The following is a 21,508-nucleotide window of genomic DNA, read 5'->3' on the forward strand; positions in this document are numbered from 1 at the left end:
AAAAAGGCCGCTCCCGCGAATCTCCGACCGGGAACGGCCTAGCCTTAAGCCTTCATTTATTGAGCAACCGCTGCACAATCGATTCGTACCATCGCCAAGGGAGCAGCGCCTTGCCCGCCAGGCTTTGTTTGGCTCCGCGGCCGAGCGGGTAACGCAGCTTGGGATGCTTCGACCGGACGACCCGGGCGATGGTTTCCGCAACCTCCGCCGCGTCCGGGGCGGTAGCCGCGGCCCGCCGCGAATAGCGAAGCACCCTCTCCAGCAAATGCCGGTAAGGAGAAGCTTCGGAAGTGCATATGGAGTCGAAGCCCTTTTGCCAGATGTCCGTGTTGTAAGCCCCCGGTTCGATAAGCACGACGTTGACGCCGAAAGGCTTCATTTCGAGCCGCAACGACTCGCTGAAGCCTTCAATAGCGAATTTGGATGTGCTGTAAGGCGCATACCCCGGCAGCCCGAATCGGCCGCTGAGACTGCTTACGTTGACGATGCACCCGGATCTCCGCTCCCGCATATGCGGAAGCACGGCCCGGGTCGCCGCGATCACTCCGAACACGTTCGTCTCCAGCTGCTGTCTCCACCGCTCCATCGGCACCTCCTCCACATAACCGCCCAGAGCAAACCCCGCATTATTGACGAGCACATCGATCCGGCCGTACGTTTTGACAATCGAACCGACGGTTTGCCCGACCGCCTCATGATCGGTAACATCCAGAGGCATGATATCGATCAGCTCCTGCACCCCGCTGCGTTCCGCCCTCTCCAGAAGCGCTTCGCATTTGTCCGGATTGCGCATCGTCGCAACGGTTCTGTAGCCGCTGCGTGCAAGCGCAACCGACGTCAATAAGCCGAAGCCGCTGGACGCCCCTGTGACCAAGGCTACCGGTTGGGCGTTATCCATCGAAATCCCTCCTTCTCCTGCTCCTATCTCAAAATTTATATTTTTTCATTAGCGGAATGCCGATGCCGTTCAGCGTCTTATGCAGCAGCATCCAGCCCGAACGCCGGCGGAAGGGCAAATGGCGGTCGTAAACGGCGCTGTATTCGATATCCGCGACCGCTCCGCGGTTGCGCTTGAACTGCGCGGCACCCGAGCTTTCGTGGAGCAGATGGCCGTTCGTCCGGGCTATGCCGATCAGCACCGACGACAGCATGCGGTATAAGCCGAGCTCCTGCGGAAGCGACGTATCGTAACCGAAGATCGGCGTGGTCATGACTCCGTTACGGCAAAAGAAGCCGAGCACCGCATCCAAGCGTCCCGTCGGCTTGTGACGAAGCGCATGAAGCTCCAGCAGCCCTTTCTTCCAAGCCAGCTTGAAAAAGTTTGTACCGAACTGCGGATTGTGGTACGAATATTTGTCCAAATAAAGCGCCCGGTACAGGTCCGCCAGCCGGGGCATATCGGCATCCGTCAGCTCCTCCGGACCGATGGCTTCGTACCCGTGTTTGTTAAGCAGACCATAGTCGCGTTTCAGCAGCCAGCGGGCTTTGGCATTCATCCAAGCATCGTCCGACGGCTTGAGCAGATAGACCTGACGGCTTGGAACCATGCGGAAGCCCATCTTCTCCATCGCCTCCATCATCGATGCGTTCGTCGTCCGGTTGAGGGACCGGAAAATCAGCGTATGCTGCGGAAACGAACAGAGCAGGAAGTGGACCGCGTCTTCCATTTCCTCATCAGACAGCTCGGGATACAAGTTGGTCGACAGCAGCCAGTTGTTGACGTGGACTGCCCGGTTGAACCCGCTCCCTTTCAACAGCCAGCCCATGACGTTAAGCAGCCCGCGGAGCGCAAGCTCCGTCGGGCGGGAGTTCAGCAGATACAGCTCCTGCTTCGCATAGCTGACGTAATGGGTGTAAGGAGAACAGACGTACGAATTGTCATACTCCGTCTCATTGACGGTCACCGGCAATACCTTATCGTTCAATTGCAGCACGTGCAGCGCTGTAGACAGGTTCGGCACGAAAGTTTCGACCGGCTGGCGGAGCAGCGGCAGCAGATATTGCTTGGCATAGCTGCCGTCCGGCGTCTCGGGCCATTCAAGCTGCCCGATCGACCCGCTATCGAATAAGCGCAGCTTCGAAGTCAAGGCCGAACCTCCTCTCCACCCTCCGAAGCTTCCGGTCCCCCGGCCGAAAAGCATACGCCGTAAACTCGAACCCCGGCGTACGGCAGCCGATCCGATCGCACAGACCGGTCAAGGCGTTCGCCACGGCCTTCTCGGTCTCCGGCCGCTTCTCGTCCGCTACTTGCAGGGAAACCTCCATCCGGTTCGGCGCGTGGAGCACAGCGCAATACGCTTCGATGTCGCCGGAGGCGGCAAGCAGCGCCCGGGTGACGAAATCGGGAAATACGCGCACCCAGCCTTTCCCATCCCGGGCCGGAAAATAAAACAAGTCGTCGCAGCGTCCTTCGATCGTCTCAATGGCCATAAACGGCGATCCGCAAGGACAAGGCTCCGAACGTTCGGTCAGCACGTCGTTCAGCCGGTACCGGATCATCGGCTGCGCCATTCTGGAAAAATCGGTAATGACCGGCACGAACTTTCGCAGCTCCAGGTCCACGTATTCTTTCTGGATGACTGCGATATCTTCATTCATATGCAGCGTACCGTGAGCGCATGTAGCGGCAAGAAAACCTTCCGTACACTGGTAAACCTGATGCAGCGTTTGGCGGAACGTTTCCTCAATATATCGGCGGTCGAGCGGGTCCAGCACCTCGGCCACCGACACGATGCGCCCGGGCGAGATCGATAACCGCCCCTCCCGCTGCTGCTCCGCTAGCAGGCGAAGCATGGAAGGCGGAGCGACGAGCAGAGTCGGCTGCTGCTCCCGGAGCCGGTCCAGATGACGCTCCAAAGGATCGAGCAAATCGTAAAACAAGAACTGCAGCCGCCGGCTTCCGACCGCGGCATACAGGTTGCTGTTGGCGCGCAGAAAAAAGGCAATGCGGTGCTTGCCGAAGAGCGATCCCGGGAGCACCTTGGCCAGAACGGCGCCCGCCCAGGCCAGCCGCTCCTCCCGGCTGACGAGAAACAGTCCCCGGTGCCCCGACGTTCCGGACGATAAGCCGATGGTCGTCCCGCCGATCATCGGAGTGAAATCCCGCGTTTGTTCCGCGCGGAACGCCAGAGCAAACGCCTCCTCTTTCAGGATTCCCGCCGTGTTCAGACGGTCGAACTGCTCCATCATGATTTGTTTGTCAATCACCGGAAACTCCCGCCATTCCGACAGCGGGCGGTTCCCCCACCATTCGCGGTAGAAGGGGGATTGCTGCCGCACCCAGCCCAAGTGGTTCCGGATGCGCGCTTCCTGCCAACGCTCAAGCGCAGACCGGTCCATCCACCGGCGTCCGTGGCGGGTTAGCCAATAACGGGAAAAAATGCGCAGCGAATCGATAAGCATTAGAGCGGTTCCCCCTTTTGAATCCACTTTTCCCAAACCTCCGGGCAGTGCGAGGGAACGATGCGCAAAGCCGGATACCGCTCGTGCAGCCGAACGAGCCGTTCGAAGCTGTCCCGGTACTGACGCCGGTTCGGCATCACCAGCCCGGCAAGCGGGTGCGGCGGACGGTTCTCGCGGATCGCCCGGCTCGACCAGGCCGCATCGGCGCAGAGCAAATAATCGTGGCGCTCGGTCGACAGCAGCAGCCCGATCTGCCCGTCCGCATGCCCGGGAAGGTCGACCGCTAGCAGACTGCCGTCCCCCAACACATCGATGCCGCAGGAGAACGGAAAGTCCGCCGGCAGCTCGACCTTCCGGTCCCGGAGAATCGGCTGCGAGCGGCGTTCGAACGATTCCGGCAGCAGTCCCGGCAGGTATGCTCTTCGCAGAGCCGCCAACCCGCGTAAGGACTTTACCGCGTTGTACGCCTCCGGCACGTACAAAAACCTGGCATTCGGGAAATCGCGCAAACCGGCCACATGATCGGCATGGAAGTGCGTCACGATCACCGTCTGCACCTGCTCCGGAGCCACCCCGCAGACGGCGAGCTGCCGCACCGCGCTTTCCTCCCCGCGGAACACGACGGGCGTAATCGTACGGTACAATCGCTCCGGCAGCCGCTCCGTTTCCTGTATGAACCGCTCCGAGTACCCGGTGTCCACAACAATCGTGCCGAACGCCGGGTGCTCAATGCAGGCGAATATCGCCGGTATGCGGCACGAACGCAGCGAGCCGCCCCGAAGCGTCACCCATTCCGGGTGCGTGCAATAGCCGGCCGCGAACAGGCGCAGCTTGAGCTTCGGGATCGGCACTCCCTTGTCTTCCATCTGTTGTCTATAGGTCATGCTTACTCCTCCACCACTGCGCGAAAGCTTCCATGCCTTCGTCCACACGAATTCTGGGCGAGTAGCCCAGCTCCCTTCGGGCTGCGCTAATATCGAGCGTCTGGCTTCTCCCGATCATGCCGGCAACCGCCCGGGTGAGCATCGGCTCGCCCCGGCCGGGCAGCAGGCGGGCGGACAGCTCCATCAGCGCGGCCACACTGTAGGCGGCGGCGTAAGGCAGCCGCTTGAACCGGACCGGAATGCCTAGTTTTCCGAGCAGCTTGCGTACCGCCTCGGCAAAAGGCATCGGCTCGCCGTTCGTGATATTGTAAACACGTCCCGCCACCGAAGCGGCTGGCGCCGCTTGACACAGCAGCAGCGCATCGACGGCATTGTCGACATACGTCAAGTCGATCAGCGCCTTTCCTCCTCCGATCAGCGGGATTCCCTGCACCGCATTGGCTTCGATCAGCCGCGGCAAAATCGAAGCGTCGCCCGGACCGAACAAGGCGCGCGGCCGCACGATAACGGTCTCCAGTCCTTTCGTCCCTGCCCGCGCTACGGCCTCCTCGGCCAGCCGCTTTGTCGCGGCGTACGGGCTGGCTTGACGGCGCGGCAGCGGGTCCGATTCCTGGACGCCCAGCCGGTGGGCGCCGCCGAAATAAACGCTGGGCGTCGACACGTGAATAAGTCGGCCGACCTGATGCCGCAGGCAGGCGGCGATGACATTTTCCGTTCCCACAACGTTGCTTTCGTAAAAGTCGTTGTACGGCCCCCAGGACGCTGACAACGCGCCGCAGTGAAATACCGCCTGCTGACCGGCGCAAGCGGCGTTCATGCGCTCCCGGTCCCGCAGGTCGGCCTGCATAAAACGGATGTCCTGCCGCCGAAGCTCCTCCCCGATCGCCGGTTGTCTGCCCAAGGCGGTAACGTTCCAGCCCTCGTCCCGGAGCCGGAGAGCAAGCCGTCGGCCCAGAAAGCCTGTTCCTCCCGTCACTAGGGCATTCCTGTTCATGATGTCCCTCCGTTCCATTCGATATCGCCGGTCGAAGCTTCCATAAGCGTCTGCTTGCGCGCGGACGCGGCTCTCCGAAGCTCCGCCAGCAGAAAAAGCTGCTCCGCAAAAGGCCGCGGGTCGCTCCACCGGAACACCACATCCCGGGCCGCGGCATACTTGGACAGCCACGCCGCGAGGGCCGGCCACGAGCGGCTTCCCGTAAGCCCGCAGGCCAGCATGGGCACCCCCAGCATCCCCCGCGCATGCGGCTGCGGCTCGATCACCGATTCGCCCAGCGCTTCCGGATGCAGCAAGGCCGCGGCCAGCCCGTCCTTCGGCCGGAACAGATGAATGCCGCTTGTCGTCCGCGGATTGCATTCGATGGCGTACAGCTCTCCCCGCTCCGTCTCGATAAAATCAAACGCGATTTGCCCGGTGAACCGTTCCATCCGGACAAACCTCCGTATCCATTCGAGCAGGCCGGAATGGGACAACGGCTCGAAATAGACGCTGGCCCCGCCGCGGACCGAGTAATCGGCGGCATAGGCGGCATGCGCCGCGAGTCTGCCTTCGTGCGCAATGCTATAGGTGCACAAGGTCCGTCCGGGGATGAACTGCTGAACGACCCAAGGATAGCTTTCGGCTTCCAATCGGACGGCGGTTTCCTCTGAAATCCAATTTCCCTCCGTCGCCCCGGCTTCCCGGCGGCCAGGCTTCACGATGCGAACCTTGGAAGCGAAGCGCGAAAATTCCGGCTTCACGACATAGCCGCCCCGGAACACTTCCTCCGGGCTTGATGCGATTCGCGCCGTGAATTGGGCCCATTCCTGCGGAGAGCGCACCCGCTCCGTGTACGGAACGGACAAACCGAGCTCTTGGGCCCGGCGGATAAATTCCCACTTGCTGTGCAGCCGCCGGAGCTGCTCCAGCGGCGGAGCAGCGACGCGGCATATCCGGCTGAGCCGTTCCAAACCTGCCGACACATAAAAAATTTCCTCGCAGGTCGGAATCAGCCAAGCGATGCCTTCCCGCCGCACGATCTCTTCGAGCGCGGCAATAAAGCGTTCCGGTTCGCGTGCGGGACTGGGCACCGCATAGCTTCGAACGACGGCTTTCGATACGCGGCACAGATGATGCCGCACGCTTTCGGCCGCATGCACCTCGCAGCCGGCGGCAGCGAGCAGCCGGGCCAGCTCCAGAGCTGCCGGAGCGCGGCCGCCGGTAATCAGCACCTTAAGTCCCCCGGCCGAAAAGACACGCTGCTCAGTAATCAAGCACAACGCCTCCCAGCGTCAGTCCGGCGGAGGTGCCGACCAGCAGCACGCGGTCTCCCCGCTCGATTCTATTTTGACGGATCGCTTCGTGCAGGCCCATCGGAATCGAAGCGGCGATCGTATTGCCATGGTCGGGCGTTATGTACAGCAGCTGCTCTTCGGAAATACGCAGCTTTCGGCTGAGCAGCCGCATCGCCATCGCGCTGCCTTGATGCGGAATAACCAGCTTGATGTTCGCGATGGAGCACCCGGCCCCGGCAAGAAGACGGTTCATGAAATCCGGCAGCTTCTTCGAAGCCATCCGAAACAAAGGCTCTCCCTGCATGTCGAACATGTAATGCTCCGCCGTCTCCGGAGCGAACCCCCCTGCAGGACGGCCGCTGCCGCCTCCCCGAATTTCCGAGAGATGAGCCCCGGCGCTGTACGTTTCCATGGAAGCGGAGAGAATGCGCGAGCGCTCCTCCGGCCCAGACTTCGCGATGACGGCTGCGGCCGCCCCGGCGCCGAAGAGAGCTGCGCTTTCCTTTTGCTTCCAGTTTAAGCCTTTGGAGGCGATCTCGGTCGACACCAGCAGGACTCGGCGGTACCGTCCGGCGTCTACCAGATAGGACATCACATCGAGGCCGGCGACAAAGCTCAAGCATGTCGAGTTCATGTCGAAGGCGGGAACGCCGGAATGCTGCTGCCCCATCGCTTCTTGAATTAAAGCGGCCGTGCAAGGAATCGGCTGCTCCATCGTCCCGCTTGTGCATACCAGACAATCGATATCGTTGAACGTCAATTCAGCCGCTGCTAAGGCCTCATAGGCCGCCTTCGCTCCCATAAGAGAAGCCGTTTCGTCCTCTACGAAATGGCGGTGAATGACATTTGTTTTTTTCCGTACCCAGCCTTCCGGCACGCCCAGGGCCCGATCCATCTCCGAATCGGTGACCCGGCGCTTCGGCATATATTTACCGGTTCCGATAATTTTTACATGACGAGTTTGCATACGTCTCCTCTGCTTTCCGTGTGTGCGTGTATGATTCAAACCATATGTTTATTGTAAAGAAAAATCGGCCGGAACATAGTACTAACTTTGTCTAATACCTTCTTAAGGCCTATTATCCATTCGCGACGGCCCCGCCGTATCCCTTTTCGAAAAGCAAAAAAACCGCATATTCCGACACGGAATGCGGTCATATTACTGCGGTATTCCCCTGCTGCACGATGGACATTTCGTCATACGACGCTACATCGCTCTGCTGCCGGGCAGCACTTTTTTGTAGCTCGCGGAAAGGAAGCTCATATATAGGCGCAGGCCTCTCCAGCTTACGTAAGCAATTCCTCCAATGATGCCGCCGACGATGGTGGAAAACACCATGCTCCACTCGGTCGGAACTTCCATCCCGGGCCCGAGGCTCATCTGGATCCAGGTGGCGCCGATGCCGAGCGTGCGGATGAACCCGGCCAACAAGACGAGAACCGCACAAAACCCGAACCCGTAGGCGATGGTGGCAAGCACAGGGATGACCATGATGCTCAGGAGCCCTGTCGAGCAATAAAAACCGGCCATTATCATGACGTCTTTGAACGATCTCCCCCGGCCTTTTTCCATCATATATTCGCTCCGGTACGCTTTCGCCAGCATACGCGGGTCGCCAAGCCGGGCCAGAATGGCGTCCTCCGATTGACCGTTCGCCACGCCTTCCGCAATATGGCTCTCGATTTCCCGGATCGCGTCCAGCCGCTCGTCTTCCGGCATTTTCTGCAATAGCTGATACAGTTTTTCCAAATACGCTCTCGTCTTCGGACTCATAACGGTTCCTCTCCCCGATACAATTGAATTTGATACACTGCTGCATCCAGTTTGTTCCATTCGCGGGACATCGCCTCCAGCAGGAGGTGTCCGTCGGCAGTCAGGCTGTAATATTTGCGCGGCGGGCCGGCTTCCGACTCCTTCCAGAAGGACTCGATATAGTTCTCTTTAAGCAGCCTGCGCAGAAGAGGGTACAGCGTCCCTTCCGTTACGGCAAGGGGCTCCCATCGATCTAACAGCGTTACCAGCTCGTAGCCGTATCGCGGCTGCTTGCTGACCAGCAGCAAAATGCAATATTCCAAAATTCCGCGGCGAACCTGGGAGGTCCACTCTGTCATGTCCATACGATCTCCCCTTCCACTACTATGCTACCACATACTACTTTGCGTTGCAAGGTACTTGGCGTAAAAAAAGACCGTGCCCGGGCTCCTTCGGTTATCGAAGAAGCCGCAGGCACAGGCTGCGATTTCAAGCTACGGATTCGCTGTCGTACTTGCCTCCGCCGGGTCGGAATTCGATCTTGCGCCGACCGCTTTGATGACGAAGTCGTACGTTTTGGCCGGGTCCGCGTTATTGACGGTGTATTGGTACGCGGTCTGGCCTTTGACCGCCGGAACGTATACGCTCCAGTTCGTGCCGGCCTTGTCGTTCTTTTCGTAAATCCGGTAGCCTCTGACCGGTTCGGACGTGGACGCGGGAGCGTTCCAGGAGATGACGGCGCTGCGGCTTTTCAGCTCGGCCTTAGCATTCTCCACTCTGGACGGCTTGCCGTCCGTCCGCTTGATGCTGTATTGGTCGTAAACGGCCAGCGGCTCGTTCTTGGCGGCCGTATAGGAGGTAAATTTCAGGATGCCGTCCGTGACTTGAACGTCCACGAACATTTTTTTGTTCGGCTGGGCGTTTTTCACGGAGAAGAAGTCCTTGATGTTCGGATTGATCTTGTAAAACTTGGCGGCCGCCGAATTGCCCATCAAATACACCGAGCCCTTCGGGTTCACCACATTGCCCTGCTCGTCGACGACGACGTCTTTGATCGCCTTGTTGCCCAGCATCTGATGCGATCTCATGTACAGGTGGTCGTGGCCTTCCAGCACCATATCGATGCCCAATTCGTCGAAGACGGGAATCAAATATTTGCGGTAAAATTCCACGCGATCCGATTCCGCATCCGCATTGTCCCCGGAGGAATACGCCCCCTTGTGCATCGCGACGATTTTCCACTTCTTGTCCGTCTTCGCGACTTGGTTGCGCATCCAGTCCACCTGCGCTTTAAAGCCGGCATCGGCCTTATACGGGTCGACGTCGCCCTCGTACTGCGTATTGATCTGCATGAAGAGCGCATCGCCGTATTCGAAGGAATACACCGTGCCGTCTTCGGTGCCGGTGCCGACGCTTTTGGGCAGGTTGAAATGATAGTAGAAGTTGTTGTTCGGGTGATCCTCGATCTCATGGTTGCCGACGACCGGAGCGAACGGAACGTTCGCAAATTCTTTCTGCGGGATGCCCAGGAACCATTGCCACTGCTGCTCCAGATCCCCGTCATCGATCAGATCGCCCGTGAGCAGCATGAATTTCGGGTCGCCGATATGATCGATCGCTCTGCGGAACGTATCCTGCCACAGCTCGAAATTCCCTTTGCTGGAGCCTTGCGTGTCCGTCGTATAAATAAAGTGAAAATCGTGGTTGTTCACATGGTCCGTCGTGAAGGAGCCGACCGGACTCCAGCTGTCCGCCCTTCCGCTGCCTGCGCGGTACTTGTATTTCGTGCCCGGCTTCAGGTTATTCGCCGTCACCTTGTGATTGGCGAACGAGGTCGTTTTATTCGAGCTTCGGTCGCTGCTTTTCATCAGCGTCTTCACGATTTCGGTCGTTCCGGTGAAGGTCATCGCCTCCTGCTCGGGGAAGCTTCCCCCCGGAGCTTTGGAAGCCTCGACGATCTGGACAACGGTCCCCGTGACGTCCGTACCGGTATACCAGTCAAACGAGATGCTTGTTTTCGTATCCCCGTTAAAGGTCATATTCAACAAGGTCGGCGCGCCTGCCGCAGAAGCGCCTCTGGTTGTAAAGCTCCAAACGATCGGACTCGCCAGAGGCACATCGTCTGCCGCCCCCCGGACAAGCTCCTTCGGAACGGTGACCGTATACGATTTGCCCTCGGCAAAATCCGGGTGATTGATCGCCAGCGTATCGCTGTTGACGACGCCCACGGACAGATTGCCCAAGGAGGTGTTGTTCTGGTCGACGATGCTTACGCCCGGGCCGTTGTTCAAAGCGATCGCTTTATTGAATTTGACGGAGACGGCCGCGTTCGGCGCAACGTCGCTCGCTCCGTTGGCAGGGGCCTGCAGCACGCCTAATGTCGGAGTCGGGCCGCCCGTTTTCCGGTCGCCCTTCACGATTACGTCCTTGATTCGGCTGGAGCCGGAGCTGGACACGGTTCCCCCGCTCACGTTCTTCGTCGAATTCACGACCCAACGGATGTACAGCAGGTCGTTGTCGTCGGCTTGGCTCGGAAGCGGAGCGTCAATCAGCTTGCAGCTGTTGTTTTTGCAGTTGAAGTTCGTCTGCTCCAGCACCAGATTGCCCCCGGGAAGGTCGGTCCAGTTCGTTTGGTCCGTGCTGAATTGCACCTTGAAATCGCGCGGGCCCGTGCTGGAGGACGTCTGCTGGGACGACAGCGTCAAGTTCTCGAAGCCTTTGGTGGATATTGTGGCCAGCCAATATTTTTTGCCCGTTCCGTCGTTCCACCCTTGATTGCGGATACTGCGTTCTCCCGAGTCGTAGGTGTATTGGTCCGTGTTCGTGCCTACGTCCCGAAACGTCGATGACGTCTTGTACACCCCTCCCGTTGCCGGGAACACGCCGTCGGTTCCTTTATCCTTGAAGATCCATTCCGCAACGGTTTCTTTGGCCGCCGCTGCCCGGCTGTCGGCCGCCTCTTCCGCTCCTGCACTGCCGGCCCATTGGAACGCAAATAAAAGGGAGGCGAGCAGCAGAGATACGGTTCTGCGCCACATTCGTTTCGGATACCCGTTCTTTTGTTCGTTGTTCACTTGATCTACTCCTTTCTCTTGCGCGGTTGCAACCGTAAATTCCGCCGGACGGCCCGGCGGCTTCATGCCTGAGGGGACCCCCTCCTTCCTCTCCGTATTCGCGGTCTAACCAACGTTATACCCGCGGAACCTCGATTGCGAGGCTACCCTCATCGTATCGAAAACCTGTTCCTTGCAGTATGTGTATCTGTAACTTTTTCATGGAATATCCTAACTTCCCAATCCGTGGTATACTTGGCTGGGAAAGGGGGGGGAGTCGGCATGGCCGGAAACCGGAACGAGATCATTCAAAGTTATTTCAAAACGCTGCAGCTTGAGCTTATGGTCGCCAGCTACTGCGACAGAGTTTCCCGGAATTGGAGGAGGCCGCTAAGCACGGACGGCTTTAACCGCTTTTATTTGATCCTGGGCGGGGAAGGCTGGCTTCAAGTGAAGCGCCAGGAGTTTTATCCCGTATCGGGCCAGCTGTATTTTTTGCCGTCGGATACCCCTTTGGCGTACTCGATCATCAGCGACAATACCTTTCACAAGTACTGGTGCCATTTTTCCGCGAACGTCGGAAGCTTTCATCTCTCTCATCTGATCGACTTTCCATACTTTATCGAAGTGGATGACATGCCCTATATGCAGCTTCTGTTCGAGAAGCTGAAGAAAGCAAGTCAAAAGAGCGGCGACATCACGTCTCCGCTCAGAGCAAATACGATTTTATACGAAATTTTGACGTACTATATGGACCGGCTCCCGCCGCAAGCGATTCGTCTGTCCTCCTCCCCGGCGGTCAGCCGGTCGAATCAAATTTTACAGTACATCGAAGAGCACCTTGCCGAGCCGTTGACGCCGAAAGCGCTGGCCGAAGCGTTCCATTACAGTCCGAACTATTTCAGCCGGTACTTCAAAAACTTGTTCCATGTCACGCCGATCGAATATATTAACAAGGTCCGGATTGAAAGAGCCAAATGGCTGCTCACCCATTCGAACCAGTCCATCGAAAAAATCGCAAGCCAGATCGGGCTGGAACGGTTTTATTTCTCGAATCTGTTTAAGCGGTCCACGACGCTGTCTCCCAGCGAATACCGGGTGGCGGCCCGTTCGTCCTACGCCCGGGAGGCGGGACTGGAAGAAAACTGACAGGCAGGTCGTCAAGAATGACAACCTGCCTGCTTTTCCCTTTTTAATTCACGGTAATAATTTGAACCAATTTTCTGCCATCGCCTGTAATATTGACCAGCTTGTTTTTGCTGTCGTAGGCTCTCATCTGAGAAGACCCGCTGCCATCCAGAAATATGCCATTCACGTTGCTTTTCGGTTCTCCGTCTTTAATCCCAAAATACTTTTGAATCGTCGCCCGGAAGGTCTCTGCGGTGCAATCCGAATTGGTGACAATTAAATAAACGGATGTTCCGTTATAAACCATCGCCGATCTTTCAACCTTTCCGTCCGGGTTCGGCAGCTTTTCCTTTAAAGCGACATCTTTCCAGTTCTTTGAGCCAAGGCTCATCGACACTCCGCCTTGTGCCCAATAATTCGTGTGCCCTACCGCTTTGTTCACTTCCCATCCGGTATTTAACACCCGATAAAGAAACTTTCCGTTTTTCGCATCCCAAATAATCGTGCCTTGGTTGCCGGAGTTGTACCAGCCATTATTTGCATTGTTCGATGTACCGATGACAGGAACGCCGTTTTTGATCGCAATATTATGTGTTTTATACATGCCGGTCGATTTTTCGATCTGTGCGGAAAAAAATCCGCCGTTAATTCCGACATAGCTGGTTTGCTGTAAATTTTTGTCGCGATTGAGGGTTTTAAATTGGATGCTGCCAGGGCTCGTTTGAATAATATTTAACGTAACTTGGTTAGCCGTATAAGTAGAATACGTGTAAGAAGCCGCGAAGCTGCTCAACGGAAAAACGAATGCCAACAATGCGGTCAATGCAAAAATCATACCAATTGTCTTTTTCATCTGAATGCCTCCACCCGTTGAATTGATAATGATGATAACATCCGCGAAAAATTACGGTTCGTACAAAACGTTTGTACCTGCGAGTTTCTCGGTTCTGCATCACGCTCCTCCTGCTGGTCTTTGGGAAAAAAGATTAGTGCTTCTAGACCCATATAGTACAATCGTTTGCTTTTCGCCATTCAAGATTGGATCATCTCGCAGAAACATGGCGGTTTCTTGCACGGAAATTGTCGAAGCTTGAAACCTGGAAATTATGTTATTTTCTACCGAACTCAGAGTAACTTACAAAAAATACAGTGATCACAAGCAAAAAAACAGCTTACAGAAGCCAACGACTAATGGACGGTAAGTCCTTAAACTTTTTAATCTAAATTACCTATTGTTAGTTAATATAAATTCCGTTATTTTAATCCTGTAATCCATTTTGTAGAAGGGGTTGGAATTATATGAAAAAATTAATTGGCGCTTCTCTCACTGCCGCTCTTTCATTAACGATGCTTGCAGGTGGAGCTTCCGCTGCACCAAACACAACTGCAGTTCCTGCCAACACGAACGTCCAAGACGTAACTACGCCATCTTCCGAAGTTAAAGAACCCGTGTACGTCACTGTTCCGGCAGGCTGGTACGGTCCACTGACCGAACCGAAGTTCACCCTCACCTTCCACCGGGCTTCGGATGATCAACATGTCGTAGATGTGGATACCTTCGGTTATCTTACGGCACTCAAACCCGGAAAGGCGGTCTACTATTCGGAAGAATCTTTGCTGGGCAAAACAGTTATCCAATATTACTATATTACCGTTACGGAATAATTCGGATGATGTGATCCATCTTAAACTCGCAATCTATCTTGTGTGAAGGGGATGGAATTATATGAAAAAAATTATTAGCACTTCTCTTATTGCCGCTCTTTCGTTAACGATGCTTGCAGGTGGGGCATCCGCTGCGCCAAGCACGAATGCAGTCCCTGCCAAGACGGCCGTCCAAGACGTAACTACGCAAACCTCTGAATTCAAAGAACCCGTACACCTCACGATTCCAGTGGGCTGGAGCGGCCAACTGGCTGACCCGAAGCCCAATCTCAATTTCCATTGGTTTTGGTGGGAACATCATAATGTAGACGTAACGACCTCCGGTTATCTTACGGCACTCAAACCCGGAAAAGCGATCTACTACTCGATCGAATATTTTCCGGGCAGATCCGTTATCCAAATTTACCACATTACCGTTACGCAATAATTCGGATGATGTAGATCAGGGACGCTCTGAAATCCATGAACATGGAGAGGGGCGCCCCTGATTCTTTTTCTGTGCAAAGCTCCCCTCGTCGTCTTTGATGCAGCACTTGCCGCGATACAAAATAACATCGGCACTTAACAACAGCAAAAAAAGAGAAGCAGCTTCCAGTGCCACTTAACTCATCGCTGCCCCGCAAACTTCCCATCCCTTTGCAAATAGCGCAACAAACAGGCGTTTCCGGCGTTAATAAGAACGTCGGCTTTTTCTTTCAAGCCCCGCAAAGCTTGTCCGAAGTCCGACAGGAAAGGGGAGTCTAAATCATGCCTCGAATTTTAAAAGCTTGGACAGCGACAGCAGCGGCAGCCTTAAGCGTCATGCTTATTTGGCCGCTTCCCGTTTCCCGGGCGGCAGCTTCACCGGAAGTGCAAGCGGCATTTCCGGCGTTCCCGGTGACCGTGAACGGCACGGTTACGGACCAAACGCATAGTCCATACCCGCTGCTGCTGCACCGTGACATCACCTATTTCCCGATGACTTGGAATTACACGTCCTCCCTGGGCTTGACCGTTTCTTGGAGCAAGGAAAGCGGACTGTCTCTGGATAAAAAGGACGGCTGTATTCCACTGGCACAAGCTCTAACCGCAGAGGCCAACGCCAACAGCGGCAGTTCGCCAGCTGCCGTCCCCGCTCCTTTTCCCGTGAAGGTGAACGGCAAAACGATCGTTAATGCGGACGAACCTTACCCTGTTTTGCTGTACCGCAACATCGTTTATTTCCCGATGACCTGGAGATTTGCGCACGAGGAGTTCAACTGGAAGACTTCCTGGGACGGCGTGCGCGGCTTTGCCATCCAATCGTGCACCAAGCCTTCGGAAGAAGGCCGCATCCAGGCGGAGGCGTTAAACCTGGCGAACGGCGGTCAGCTTTCCGTCAAGGACGGGTGGGTGTACATGAATCCGTACCTCTGGTCGGAGGGAGCGCACCAGCTGGTCCGATCCAAACCGGATGGCTCGAGCCGGACCAAGCTTTCGGACGATAAAGCCACCTCCATCAATGCAGTTGATGATTGGCTGTATTACATCGCATCCGAGCCATCCAAGCCAAACGCCATCTACAAAATGAAAACCGACGGCACGGAGCGGACGCTTGTATCGCAGACGAATGCCAGCCGCCTGTGGGTCCAAGACGGGTGGATGTATTACCTTCACCTCGTTGAACGCCGCGGTAACGATAACGCTCCCTTCTCCTCTCCGAACGGTATGGAGCGGATGAGAACGGACGGTTCAGAGAAGCAGATACTCCTTTCCGGTATGGACATCAACAATTTTTTTCTGCAAGGCGAACGCCTCTATGTTCTGACCGACGAAGGGGAGAAAAAGACGCTTTACGCCATGGGGAACGACGGATCGGGACGAACGGAGCTGCGGGAGAAGGTGACGGACTTCACTGTCATTGACGGATGGATCTATTATGTGAAGGACGGCAAGCAGCTGCGCAAAATGAGCGCTGACGGCTCCGTCGATATTCCGCTGCACGAATCCGCGAGGATTCCGGTTTTCGGACTGAACTATCGGGACGGCTGGGTTTACTATGTCAGCGGCAGCTTCGGCGTTTCGCGCTCCGCCTCGGTGGAGCGAATCAGACTGGACGGCACCGGGCGTCAAGCGCTTGCGGAAGCGCGGGCAACGGCGTTATATATCGCCGAAGACCAGCTTTACTTCCCCAATTGGTCCATGGGCGACCGCACCATGGAGCATATGAACATCGACAAGCCGCAGCCTTAAACAACCCCCTGTCCATGCCAAATCAGCAAGTCCTCGGACCTTGCGGTTCGAAGGCTTGCTTTCTTCGCACGTCCGGAGATGCGAGCAAGGCACGGGAGAGCGTTATTCGAGAGATTATCTCCGCCGTCTCGGTCTTGTGTTTGAAATGGTTGTGCGGGCTCCATCCAGAGCCTTCGATGTTACGGGAAAAGCAATGGTAGAAGTGTCCGACGCGATTACGGCTGGTTGGCGGAGAGCCGCCAAGCTTTGTGTAAGTGCTTCCATCAGGTCAACGACAGGCGTAATTTGAGGCTGCTCAAGCTCCCTGTTTTGTATCTTAGCTTGAATGAGCTGTTGGAGTGCAGCTTCGTAATTGCTGCGATAATCGTTTCGGAAGGCCCCGCTGATCTGATGAATCAATTGTACGGCCATTTGGAGTTCGGATTCGGTAAACTGCGCCCCGCCTTCAACTCCCGGCACCTCCCGCACCGACCGTATTTCCGCGGGATAATAAATAAAATGAAGCGCAAGACAGTTATGATGCAGTCGAAGAACGGTCAGATGCTCGCTTGTACGAAAGGCAACTTTGGCCACAGCGACCATTCCAGTTTGATTCATGGCGGTATGAAGAAGCCTATAGGACCTGCTGCCGAATTCCGCCGGCCCCAAATAATAGGCATTCTCATAGTAAATCGGATCAATGCTGTCCCGGTCCGTAAAGTGAAGAATTTCGATCGTCCTCAGCGTAGGAAGCGGCAGCTTGTCCATGTCTTCATCTGCAATCGTGATGAAATGCCCCGGAGCATATTCGTAGCCTCGCATAATCTCTTTCTGCTGAATTTCTCGATTGCAAGAGGGACACCATTTTTTATACTGTATAGGCTGATGACAAGATGCATGCAAGCTGCGGAAACTTGTCTTATGCTCTTCCGTTGCTTTATACATACTCACCGGAATGTTCACCAATCCAAAGCTGATCGTGCCTTTCCACATAGCCCGCATAATGTGCCCCCTTGTCTATTTTTCCTTATATTTCCCTGAATAAGGAAATCGTAACCAAAGCCAAGGGGCGGATAAATTCTTTAAACAATTGAGCCTCCTCTCACACCCTCCGCTTGGGCAGAAGGCACAGACAACTAAACGCGGCAAGAGCCAAGCTTCCGGTAACGGTTAGAGAGACGGAGAATGCCCGTACAAAATCCGGCAGGTCCGCTGCCGCTAGCGGCTTACTCAACACGGCCGAGAACAAAATGCCGATCAGCGCAACCCCCAGTGAATTGGCCAAATACGTGAAGGTCGTGAACAAGCCCGAGCCGGTGCCCGCATTTTTCGCAGGCACGACGCTGAGCGCTACATTGACAAGCGGCGTACCGGCCAATCCCAGACCGAGACCATACACCAGCAGGATCGTCATATTCCGCATGGTCAGCAGCTCCGCACCGCCTACATGCAGCGATCCAATGAGCCCAAAGCTGCAGACCGCCATGACCAGCGCCCCGATTTTCAGCACGACTTCTCCCCATCTCCTGACGATTCCGGAAGATACCAGCGAGCTCAGGAAAGATCCAACGCTGATTGGCAGAAAAACCAGACTCGTGGATTGGACGCTGTAATGCAAGCCGTATTGCAGGAAGTAGCTCAGGATAAAGAAGAACGAGAACATCCCGCTGTAGAACACCGTTACCGTGATCATGCCGACTCTGAACGAAGGCAATTTGAATATGGACAGGTCGACAAGCGGAACGGCCCCCTGCTTGCTTTTCCGGATTTCGACGGCGATAAAGGCCAACAGAACGGGGATAGCCAGGACCAGACAGCTCCACGTCCAGAGCGGCCAGCCTCGCTTCTGCCCTTCCGACAGCGGATAAATCAGCAGAAACAAACCGGCGATCAGCAGGATGGCGCCGCTCCAGTCTATGCTTCGAGCCTGCCCCCCGCGAGATTCGGGGATGATCGGCAAAAGCAGCAGAACAAGCACACCGAACGGCACATTGAAAAAGAAAACGTTCCGCCAGCCGAGCGCGAACCAATTCCAATCGATCAGCAGCCCGCCCAAAATCAAGCCGAAGGTGAAGCCGACGCCGATCAATGCGCCGTAAATTCCAAAAGCGAGTGCCTTCTCCTGCGGCGGGAAGCTGACTTGCATCGTCGACAATACCTGCGGCTGAATAATCGCCGTGGACAGCCCCTGCACGATTCGAATGGCAATGAGAACCGACGGATCGGAAGCCAACCCGCCGAGCGCAGCCGTAAGCGTAAAGCCGGCCACGCCGATGACCAGCATCCGTTTTCTGCCGTACATATCGCCGAGTTTGCCGCCTATAATCAAAGCCAGCGCCATGCCGAGCGAGTAACCGGCGACAATAAACTGACCTTCGGAGAAACTCGCATGCAGGCTATTCTGCAGGGACGGCAGCGCGACCTGAATCATGAACGTATTCAATTGGATCAGCAGAATGGGCAGCAAAACCACCGCAAGCGCATACCAACGGCGGCGGTCCGTCTGCTGCTTCGGGGAACGATCGGATGTGAGTGCTTCGGGGATCGAATTGGACATGGGATTTTCCTCCTACCAGTAACATCTATGCTTTTCGTGCTGGAACAGGCGGTCCGTCAGACCGTCAATCCATCATTGATAATCATTATCATTCGAAAAGCTGTGGCTGCGCTACCTGTGGAGGAAGTTTTTATCCCTGTACAAGGAGGCTGAAATAAAACAAAAACCCCTCAAACCTTTGGAAGTACAAGTGTTTGAAGGGTTGGCATTACGTATTATTGTTCTCCTGCTCCATGCTTTGCCGCAAGTCCAAACGATGAAGCTGCTTTACATATTCGCCGGGATTGCAGCCGTAATGCTTCCGAAACGCCGTCGTAAAATTGCTGACATTGCTGTAACCGACGGAAACGGCGGCTTCTCCCACATTCATCCGCTCGATTTCCATGAAGCGAAGCGCCCTTTCCACCCGCTCTTGTCTAACAAGCTCGAAAATCGTCATGCCGAACAGCTCGCGAAAGCCCTTTTTCAGCTTATATTCGTTGATACCCGCGAGTCTGGCCAGTTCCCGGATGGACAAAGGATGCTCAATCCGGTTGATCACCCACTGCCTGACCTCCTTCAGCTTCTCGATATCGTCGCGGCGCAGCACGAGCTTGCGGTCCGCGGGAGCGCGTCCCCCGGCTTCGGCAAACAAGGCGAGGAGCTCCATCGCTTTGCCTTCCATGTACAATCGCTTCATCGAGCCTTTGTAGGTGCAATGCATGAGATCGGATACGCATTTTCGAATAGCCGGGGAATCGGAGTAAGGATCGATGCTTCCCTTATGCCGCTGTATCCACGCTTCCATCCCCTGCTTCTCGGACGCATCGTCGGCATACCGGAGCAGCTCCTCGGGAGCAAAACGCACCTCCAGCAATTGGTGCCGGAGACCCGCTTTGATCTCCTCGTAAACTTGAACATTTTCCAGGAGCAGTACATTGCCCGTCCGGCTTCCCGTCAAGTTTTCTCTGCCGTTCCACTCGCAGTAAATTTCACCGCTTACGCAGTAGCTCAGCTCGAACAGCCGGCACGCTTCCATAATGTGCAGCTTCATATTGCGCTCGTACGTCATATCCGAAACGACGATCTCCATTCCCGGACGAATCCGCATCCGGGTAATCTTCCCCTTTCCGATATGAGGCGGCGGGGAAAGCTGCTGCTCCCAGCTTCGGGTACGAACCGTTCCATGAACCAATTCAGCGATCCGGTCAAAATAATCGTGTATGTTGGCTACCTCGACATTCGGCGTCAAACAACGCACCTTCTTCCAATTATCAAATGAGAACGATTATCATCCAGTCTCATTGTACTTGGTCGGTGCGTTCATTTCAACGGCATGAGCTGTGTGACCTGGAATCGATCGTCAGGAATAAGAATAATAAGCTTTGACGACAGCGGAAATGTTCAGCTCTCCCGGCTGGATGGGAGTGGCGGCCGCAGCGGCAAAAGACGCCATTTGGTACGGGCGCGGTTCGATAGACTGCGACGCTTCTTGAATCCGAACCGGGGTAGGATGAAGCGCTACGCCCATCGCTTTCGCGAGAGTCGCCGCCTTCTGGCGGCTGCTGTGGACCGCCATCGTCAACGCCTGATTGTAATAAGCCTCCGGATGCGCCGAAGTAAACTGGATGCCGGATACGGTATTCGCCCCGTGTCGTACCGCCGTGTCCACGATACCTCCCGTCTGCTCGATCTTGTCCGCCGTCACCCGCAGAAGGTGAGTCACTTTGTAGCCGCGGAACGTTTGAACCCCTTCCTTGTAGTTGTATTGGATCTCGATGCCGTACTGGACCGTCTGCACTTTTTCCTTCGGAATCCCCAATTGGAAAAGCGATTGGAGGATGCTTGACACCGTTCCGGCATTTTCGGTCTGCGCTTCGCTCAGACTTGCCTTCTCCGTGATGGCCCCGAGCGTTATCAGCGCGCGGTCCGGGGCTGCGGCAACCGTTCCTTCGCCTGTGACTTCGATCATGTTTCTGGAGCTGTCGGTCAAAGCCGTCGTATTCATTTCGGATCACCTTCCTTGAATAAAGGGTCTACTATCCAATGTATTTCGATTCGAACCCTGTATGAACCTTGCGGATAAAACACAAACTTTGAAGCAATCGCATCAGGGATGCAAGCTGGGCAAGCCGCTGCCGGTGCGCAGCCCGGAAGCCGAAGCAGTATGATAAGCGGAGCAACAAAAAGAGAAGCTGCCTGCCCGAATAAATCGGGAGACAGCTCCTCTTTTTGTCGTCTGGCGTGCTTCGACAGACGGACACCGACGGGCGGGTCACACCTTCGGCCGGAACCACAGTCCGAGCAGCGCGAATAAGACATATGCGCCGCCAAGCCAATAAAACATGCTGTGGACGGAGAAGTACTGCATGCTGAAGCCGCCGATATTCGGCCCGGTGATGCTTCCGATGCTGAACAGTACGGAGGCGATGACGTTCGTCCGGGGCAGCACGGCTTTCGGCACCACATCGGCCGCATAGGCAAGCCCCAACGTGAAGAACGAGCCGACGAGCCCGCCAGCCAGGCCGAACAGCAGCAGCAGCATCAGCAGATTCCCCTGCGCGGCGAACGGGACCGCTGCAAAGGCGGCCCCGCCAAGCAGGCCTGCCGTCATCAGGACCGGCTT

Annotated in this window: 20 protein-coding genes; 4 read left to right on the forward strand and 16 right to left on the reverse strand. The window is 56.0% G+C overall.

All coding sequences use genetic code 11. The features are described 5' to 3' along the window. Window positions 1-52: 52 nt before the first annotated feature. From PEH01S_RS30960 to PEH01S_RS31005, 10 genes are all read right to left on the reverse strand, one after another. Window positions 53-898 (reverse strand): SDR family oxidoreductase, encoded by an 846-nt coding sequence (locus PEH01S_RS30960; RefSeq protein ID WP_127490054.1) that lies wholly within the window; start codon window positions 896-898, stop codon window positions 53-55. A 28-nt stretch (window positions 899-926) separates the two neighbouring features. Next, window positions 927-2,087, reverse strand: a complete 1,161-nt coding sequence (locus PEH01S_RS30965) for a GNAT family N-acetyltransferase (RefSeq protein ID WP_025850468.1) — start codon at window positions 2,085-2,087, stop codon at window positions 927-929. Further along, the gene (locus tag PEH01S_RS30970; protein ID WP_127490056.1) at window positions 2,059-3,402 is read right to left on the reverse strand and encodes a F390 synthetase-related protein; all 1,344 of its coding nucleotides are present in this window, start codon (window positions 3,400-3,402) and stop codon (window positions 2,059-2,061) included. The genes PEH01S_RS30965 and PEH01S_RS30970 overlap by 29 nt, the downstream gene beginning before the upstream one ends. Then, on the reverse strand, window positions 3,402-4,286 hold the full coding sequence (locus PEH01S_RS30975) for an MBL fold metallo-hydrolase (RefSeq protein WP_127490058.1): 885 nt from the start codon (window positions 4,284-4,286) through the stop codon (window positions 3,402-3,404). The genes PEH01S_RS30970 and PEH01S_RS30975 overlap by 1 nt, the downstream gene beginning before the upstream one ends. Then, on the reverse strand, window positions 4,276-5,280 hold the full coding sequence (locus tag PEH01S_RS30980; protein ID WP_127490060.1) for an NAD-dependent epimerase/dehydratase family protein: 1,005 nt from the start codon (window positions 5,278-5,280) through the stop codon (window positions 4,276-4,278). The genes PEH01S_RS30975 and PEH01S_RS30980 overlap by 11 nt, the downstream gene beginning before the upstream one ends. Then, entirely contained in the window at window positions 5,277-6,536 is a 1,260-nt protein-coding gene (locus PEH01S_RS30985; RefSeq protein ID WP_127490062.1) for an ATP-grasp domain-containing protein, read from the reverse strand. The genes PEH01S_RS30980 and PEH01S_RS30985 overlap by 4 nt, the downstream gene beginning before the upstream one ends. Next, window positions 6,526-7,524 (reverse strand): beta-ketoacyl-ACP synthase III, encoded by a 999-nt coding sequence (locus tag PEH01S_RS30990; RefSeq protein WP_127490064.1) that lies wholly within the window; start codon window positions 7,522-7,524, stop codon window positions 6,526-6,528. Before PEH01S_RS30990 ends, PEH01S_RS30985 begins: the two co-directional genes overlap by 11 nt. Window positions 7,525-7,764: 240 nt before the next feature. Further along, complete coding sequence (locus PEH01S_RS30995) at window positions 7,765-8,331, reverse strand: DUF1700 domain-containing protein (protein WP_036714392.1); 567 nt, start codon at window positions 8,329-8,331, stop codon at window positions 7,765-7,767. Continuing rightward, on the reverse strand, window positions 8,328-8,669 hold the full coding sequence (locus PEH01S_RS31000) for a PadR family transcriptional regulator (RefSeq protein WP_050900535.1): 342 nt from the start codon (window positions 8,667-8,669) through the stop codon (window positions 8,328-8,330). Before PEH01S_RS31000 ends, PEH01S_RS30995 begins: the two co-directional genes overlap by 4 nt. A 135-nt stretch (window positions 8,670-8,804) precedes the next feature. Further along, the gene (locus PEH01S_RS31005; protein ID WP_246063113.1) at window positions 8,805-11,450 is read right to left on the reverse strand and encodes a metallophosphoesterase; all 2,646 of its coding nucleotides are present in this window, start codon (window positions 11,448-11,450) and stop codon (window positions 8,805-8,807) included. Between the two features lie 195 nt (window positions 11,451-11,645). Here PEH01S_RS31005 and PEH01S_RS31010 point away from each other — a divergent pair, with 195 nt between their 5' ends. Next, complete coding sequence (locus PEH01S_RS31010) at window positions 11,646-12,512, forward strand: AraC family transcriptional regulator (RefSeq protein WP_025850477.1); 867 nt, start codon at window positions 11,646-11,648, stop codon at window positions 12,510-12,512. A gap of 43 nt (window positions 12,513-12,555) precedes the next feature. Here PEH01S_RS31010 and PEH01S_RS31015 read toward each other — a convergent pair whose 3' ends face one another. Continuing rightward, window positions 12,556-13,344 (reverse strand): phosphodiester glycosidase family protein, encoded by a 789-nt coding sequence (locus PEH01S_RS31015; protein WP_025850478.1) that lies wholly within the window; start codon window positions 13,342-13,344, stop codon window positions 12,556-12,558. Between the two features lie 446 nt (window positions 13,345-13,790). Between PEH01S_RS31015 and PEH01S_RS31020 the strand changes: the two genes are divergently transcribed. From PEH01S_RS31020 to PEH01S_RS31030, 3 genes are all read left to right on the forward strand, one after another. Next, on the forward strand, window positions 13,791-14,156 hold the full coding sequence (locus tag PEH01S_RS31020; protein ID WP_127490067.1) for a hypothetical protein: 366 nt from the start codon (window positions 13,791-13,793) through the stop codon (window positions 14,154-14,156). Between the two features lie 61 nt (window positions 14,157-14,217). After that, window positions 14,218-14,583 (forward strand): hypothetical protein, encoded by a 366-nt coding sequence (locus tag PEH01S_RS31025; RefSeq protein ID WP_025850480.1) that lies wholly within the window; start codon window positions 14,218-14,220, stop codon window positions 14,581-14,583. 320 nt (window positions 14,584-14,903) lie between these two features. After that, entirely contained in the window at window positions 14,904-16,367 is a 1,464-nt protein-coding gene (locus tag PEH01S_RS31030; protein ID WP_127490069.1) for a DUF5050 domain-containing protein, read from the forward strand. Window positions 16,368-16,481: 114 nt separating this feature from the next. Here PEH01S_RS31030 and ku read toward each other — a convergent pair whose 3' ends face one another. The 5 genes from ku to PEH01S_RS31055 form a co-directional block, all read right to left on the reverse strand. Continuing rightward, window positions 16,482-17,339 carry a non-homologous end joining protein Ku gene (ku, locus tag PEH01S_RS31035; protein WP_246063114.1) on the reverse strand — a complete coding sequence of 286 codons (858 nt, stop codon included), beginning with the start codon at window positions 17,337-17,339 and terminating at the stop codon, window positions 16,482-16,484. 109 nt (window positions 17,340-17,448) lie between these two features. Then, window positions 17,449-18,903 carry an MFS transporter gene (locus PEH01S_RS31040; RefSeq protein WP_127490073.1) on the reverse strand — a complete coding sequence of 485 codons (1,455 nt, stop codon included), beginning with the start codon at window positions 18,901-18,903 and terminating at the stop codon, window positions 17,449-17,451. Between the two features lie 208 nt (window positions 18,904-19,111). Then, on the reverse strand, window positions 19,112-20,134 hold the full coding sequence (locus tag PEH01S_RS31045; protein WP_025850484.1) for an AraC family transcriptional regulator: 1,023 nt from the start codon (window positions 20,132-20,134) through the stop codon (window positions 19,112-19,114). A 111-nt stretch (window positions 20,135-20,245) separates the two neighbouring features. Beyond that, a complete protein-coding gene (locus tag PEH01S_RS31050; protein WP_127490074.1) occupies window positions 20,246-20,890 on the reverse strand; it encodes an SIMPL domain-containing protein in 645 nt (214 codons plus the stop codon). Window positions 20,891-21,157: 267 nt separating this feature from the next. Beyond that, window positions 21,158-21,508, reverse strand: a 351-nt coding sequence (locus tag PEH01S_RS31055) for an MFS transporter (RefSeq protein WP_127490075.1), incomplete at its 5' end; no start/stop codon positions are given.

The organism is Paenibacillus ehimensis NBRC 15659 (assembly GCF_004000785.1).
Classification (GTDB): Bacteria; Bacillota; Bacilli; order Paenibacillales; family NBRC-103111; genus Paenibacillus_G; species Paenibacillus_G ehimensis.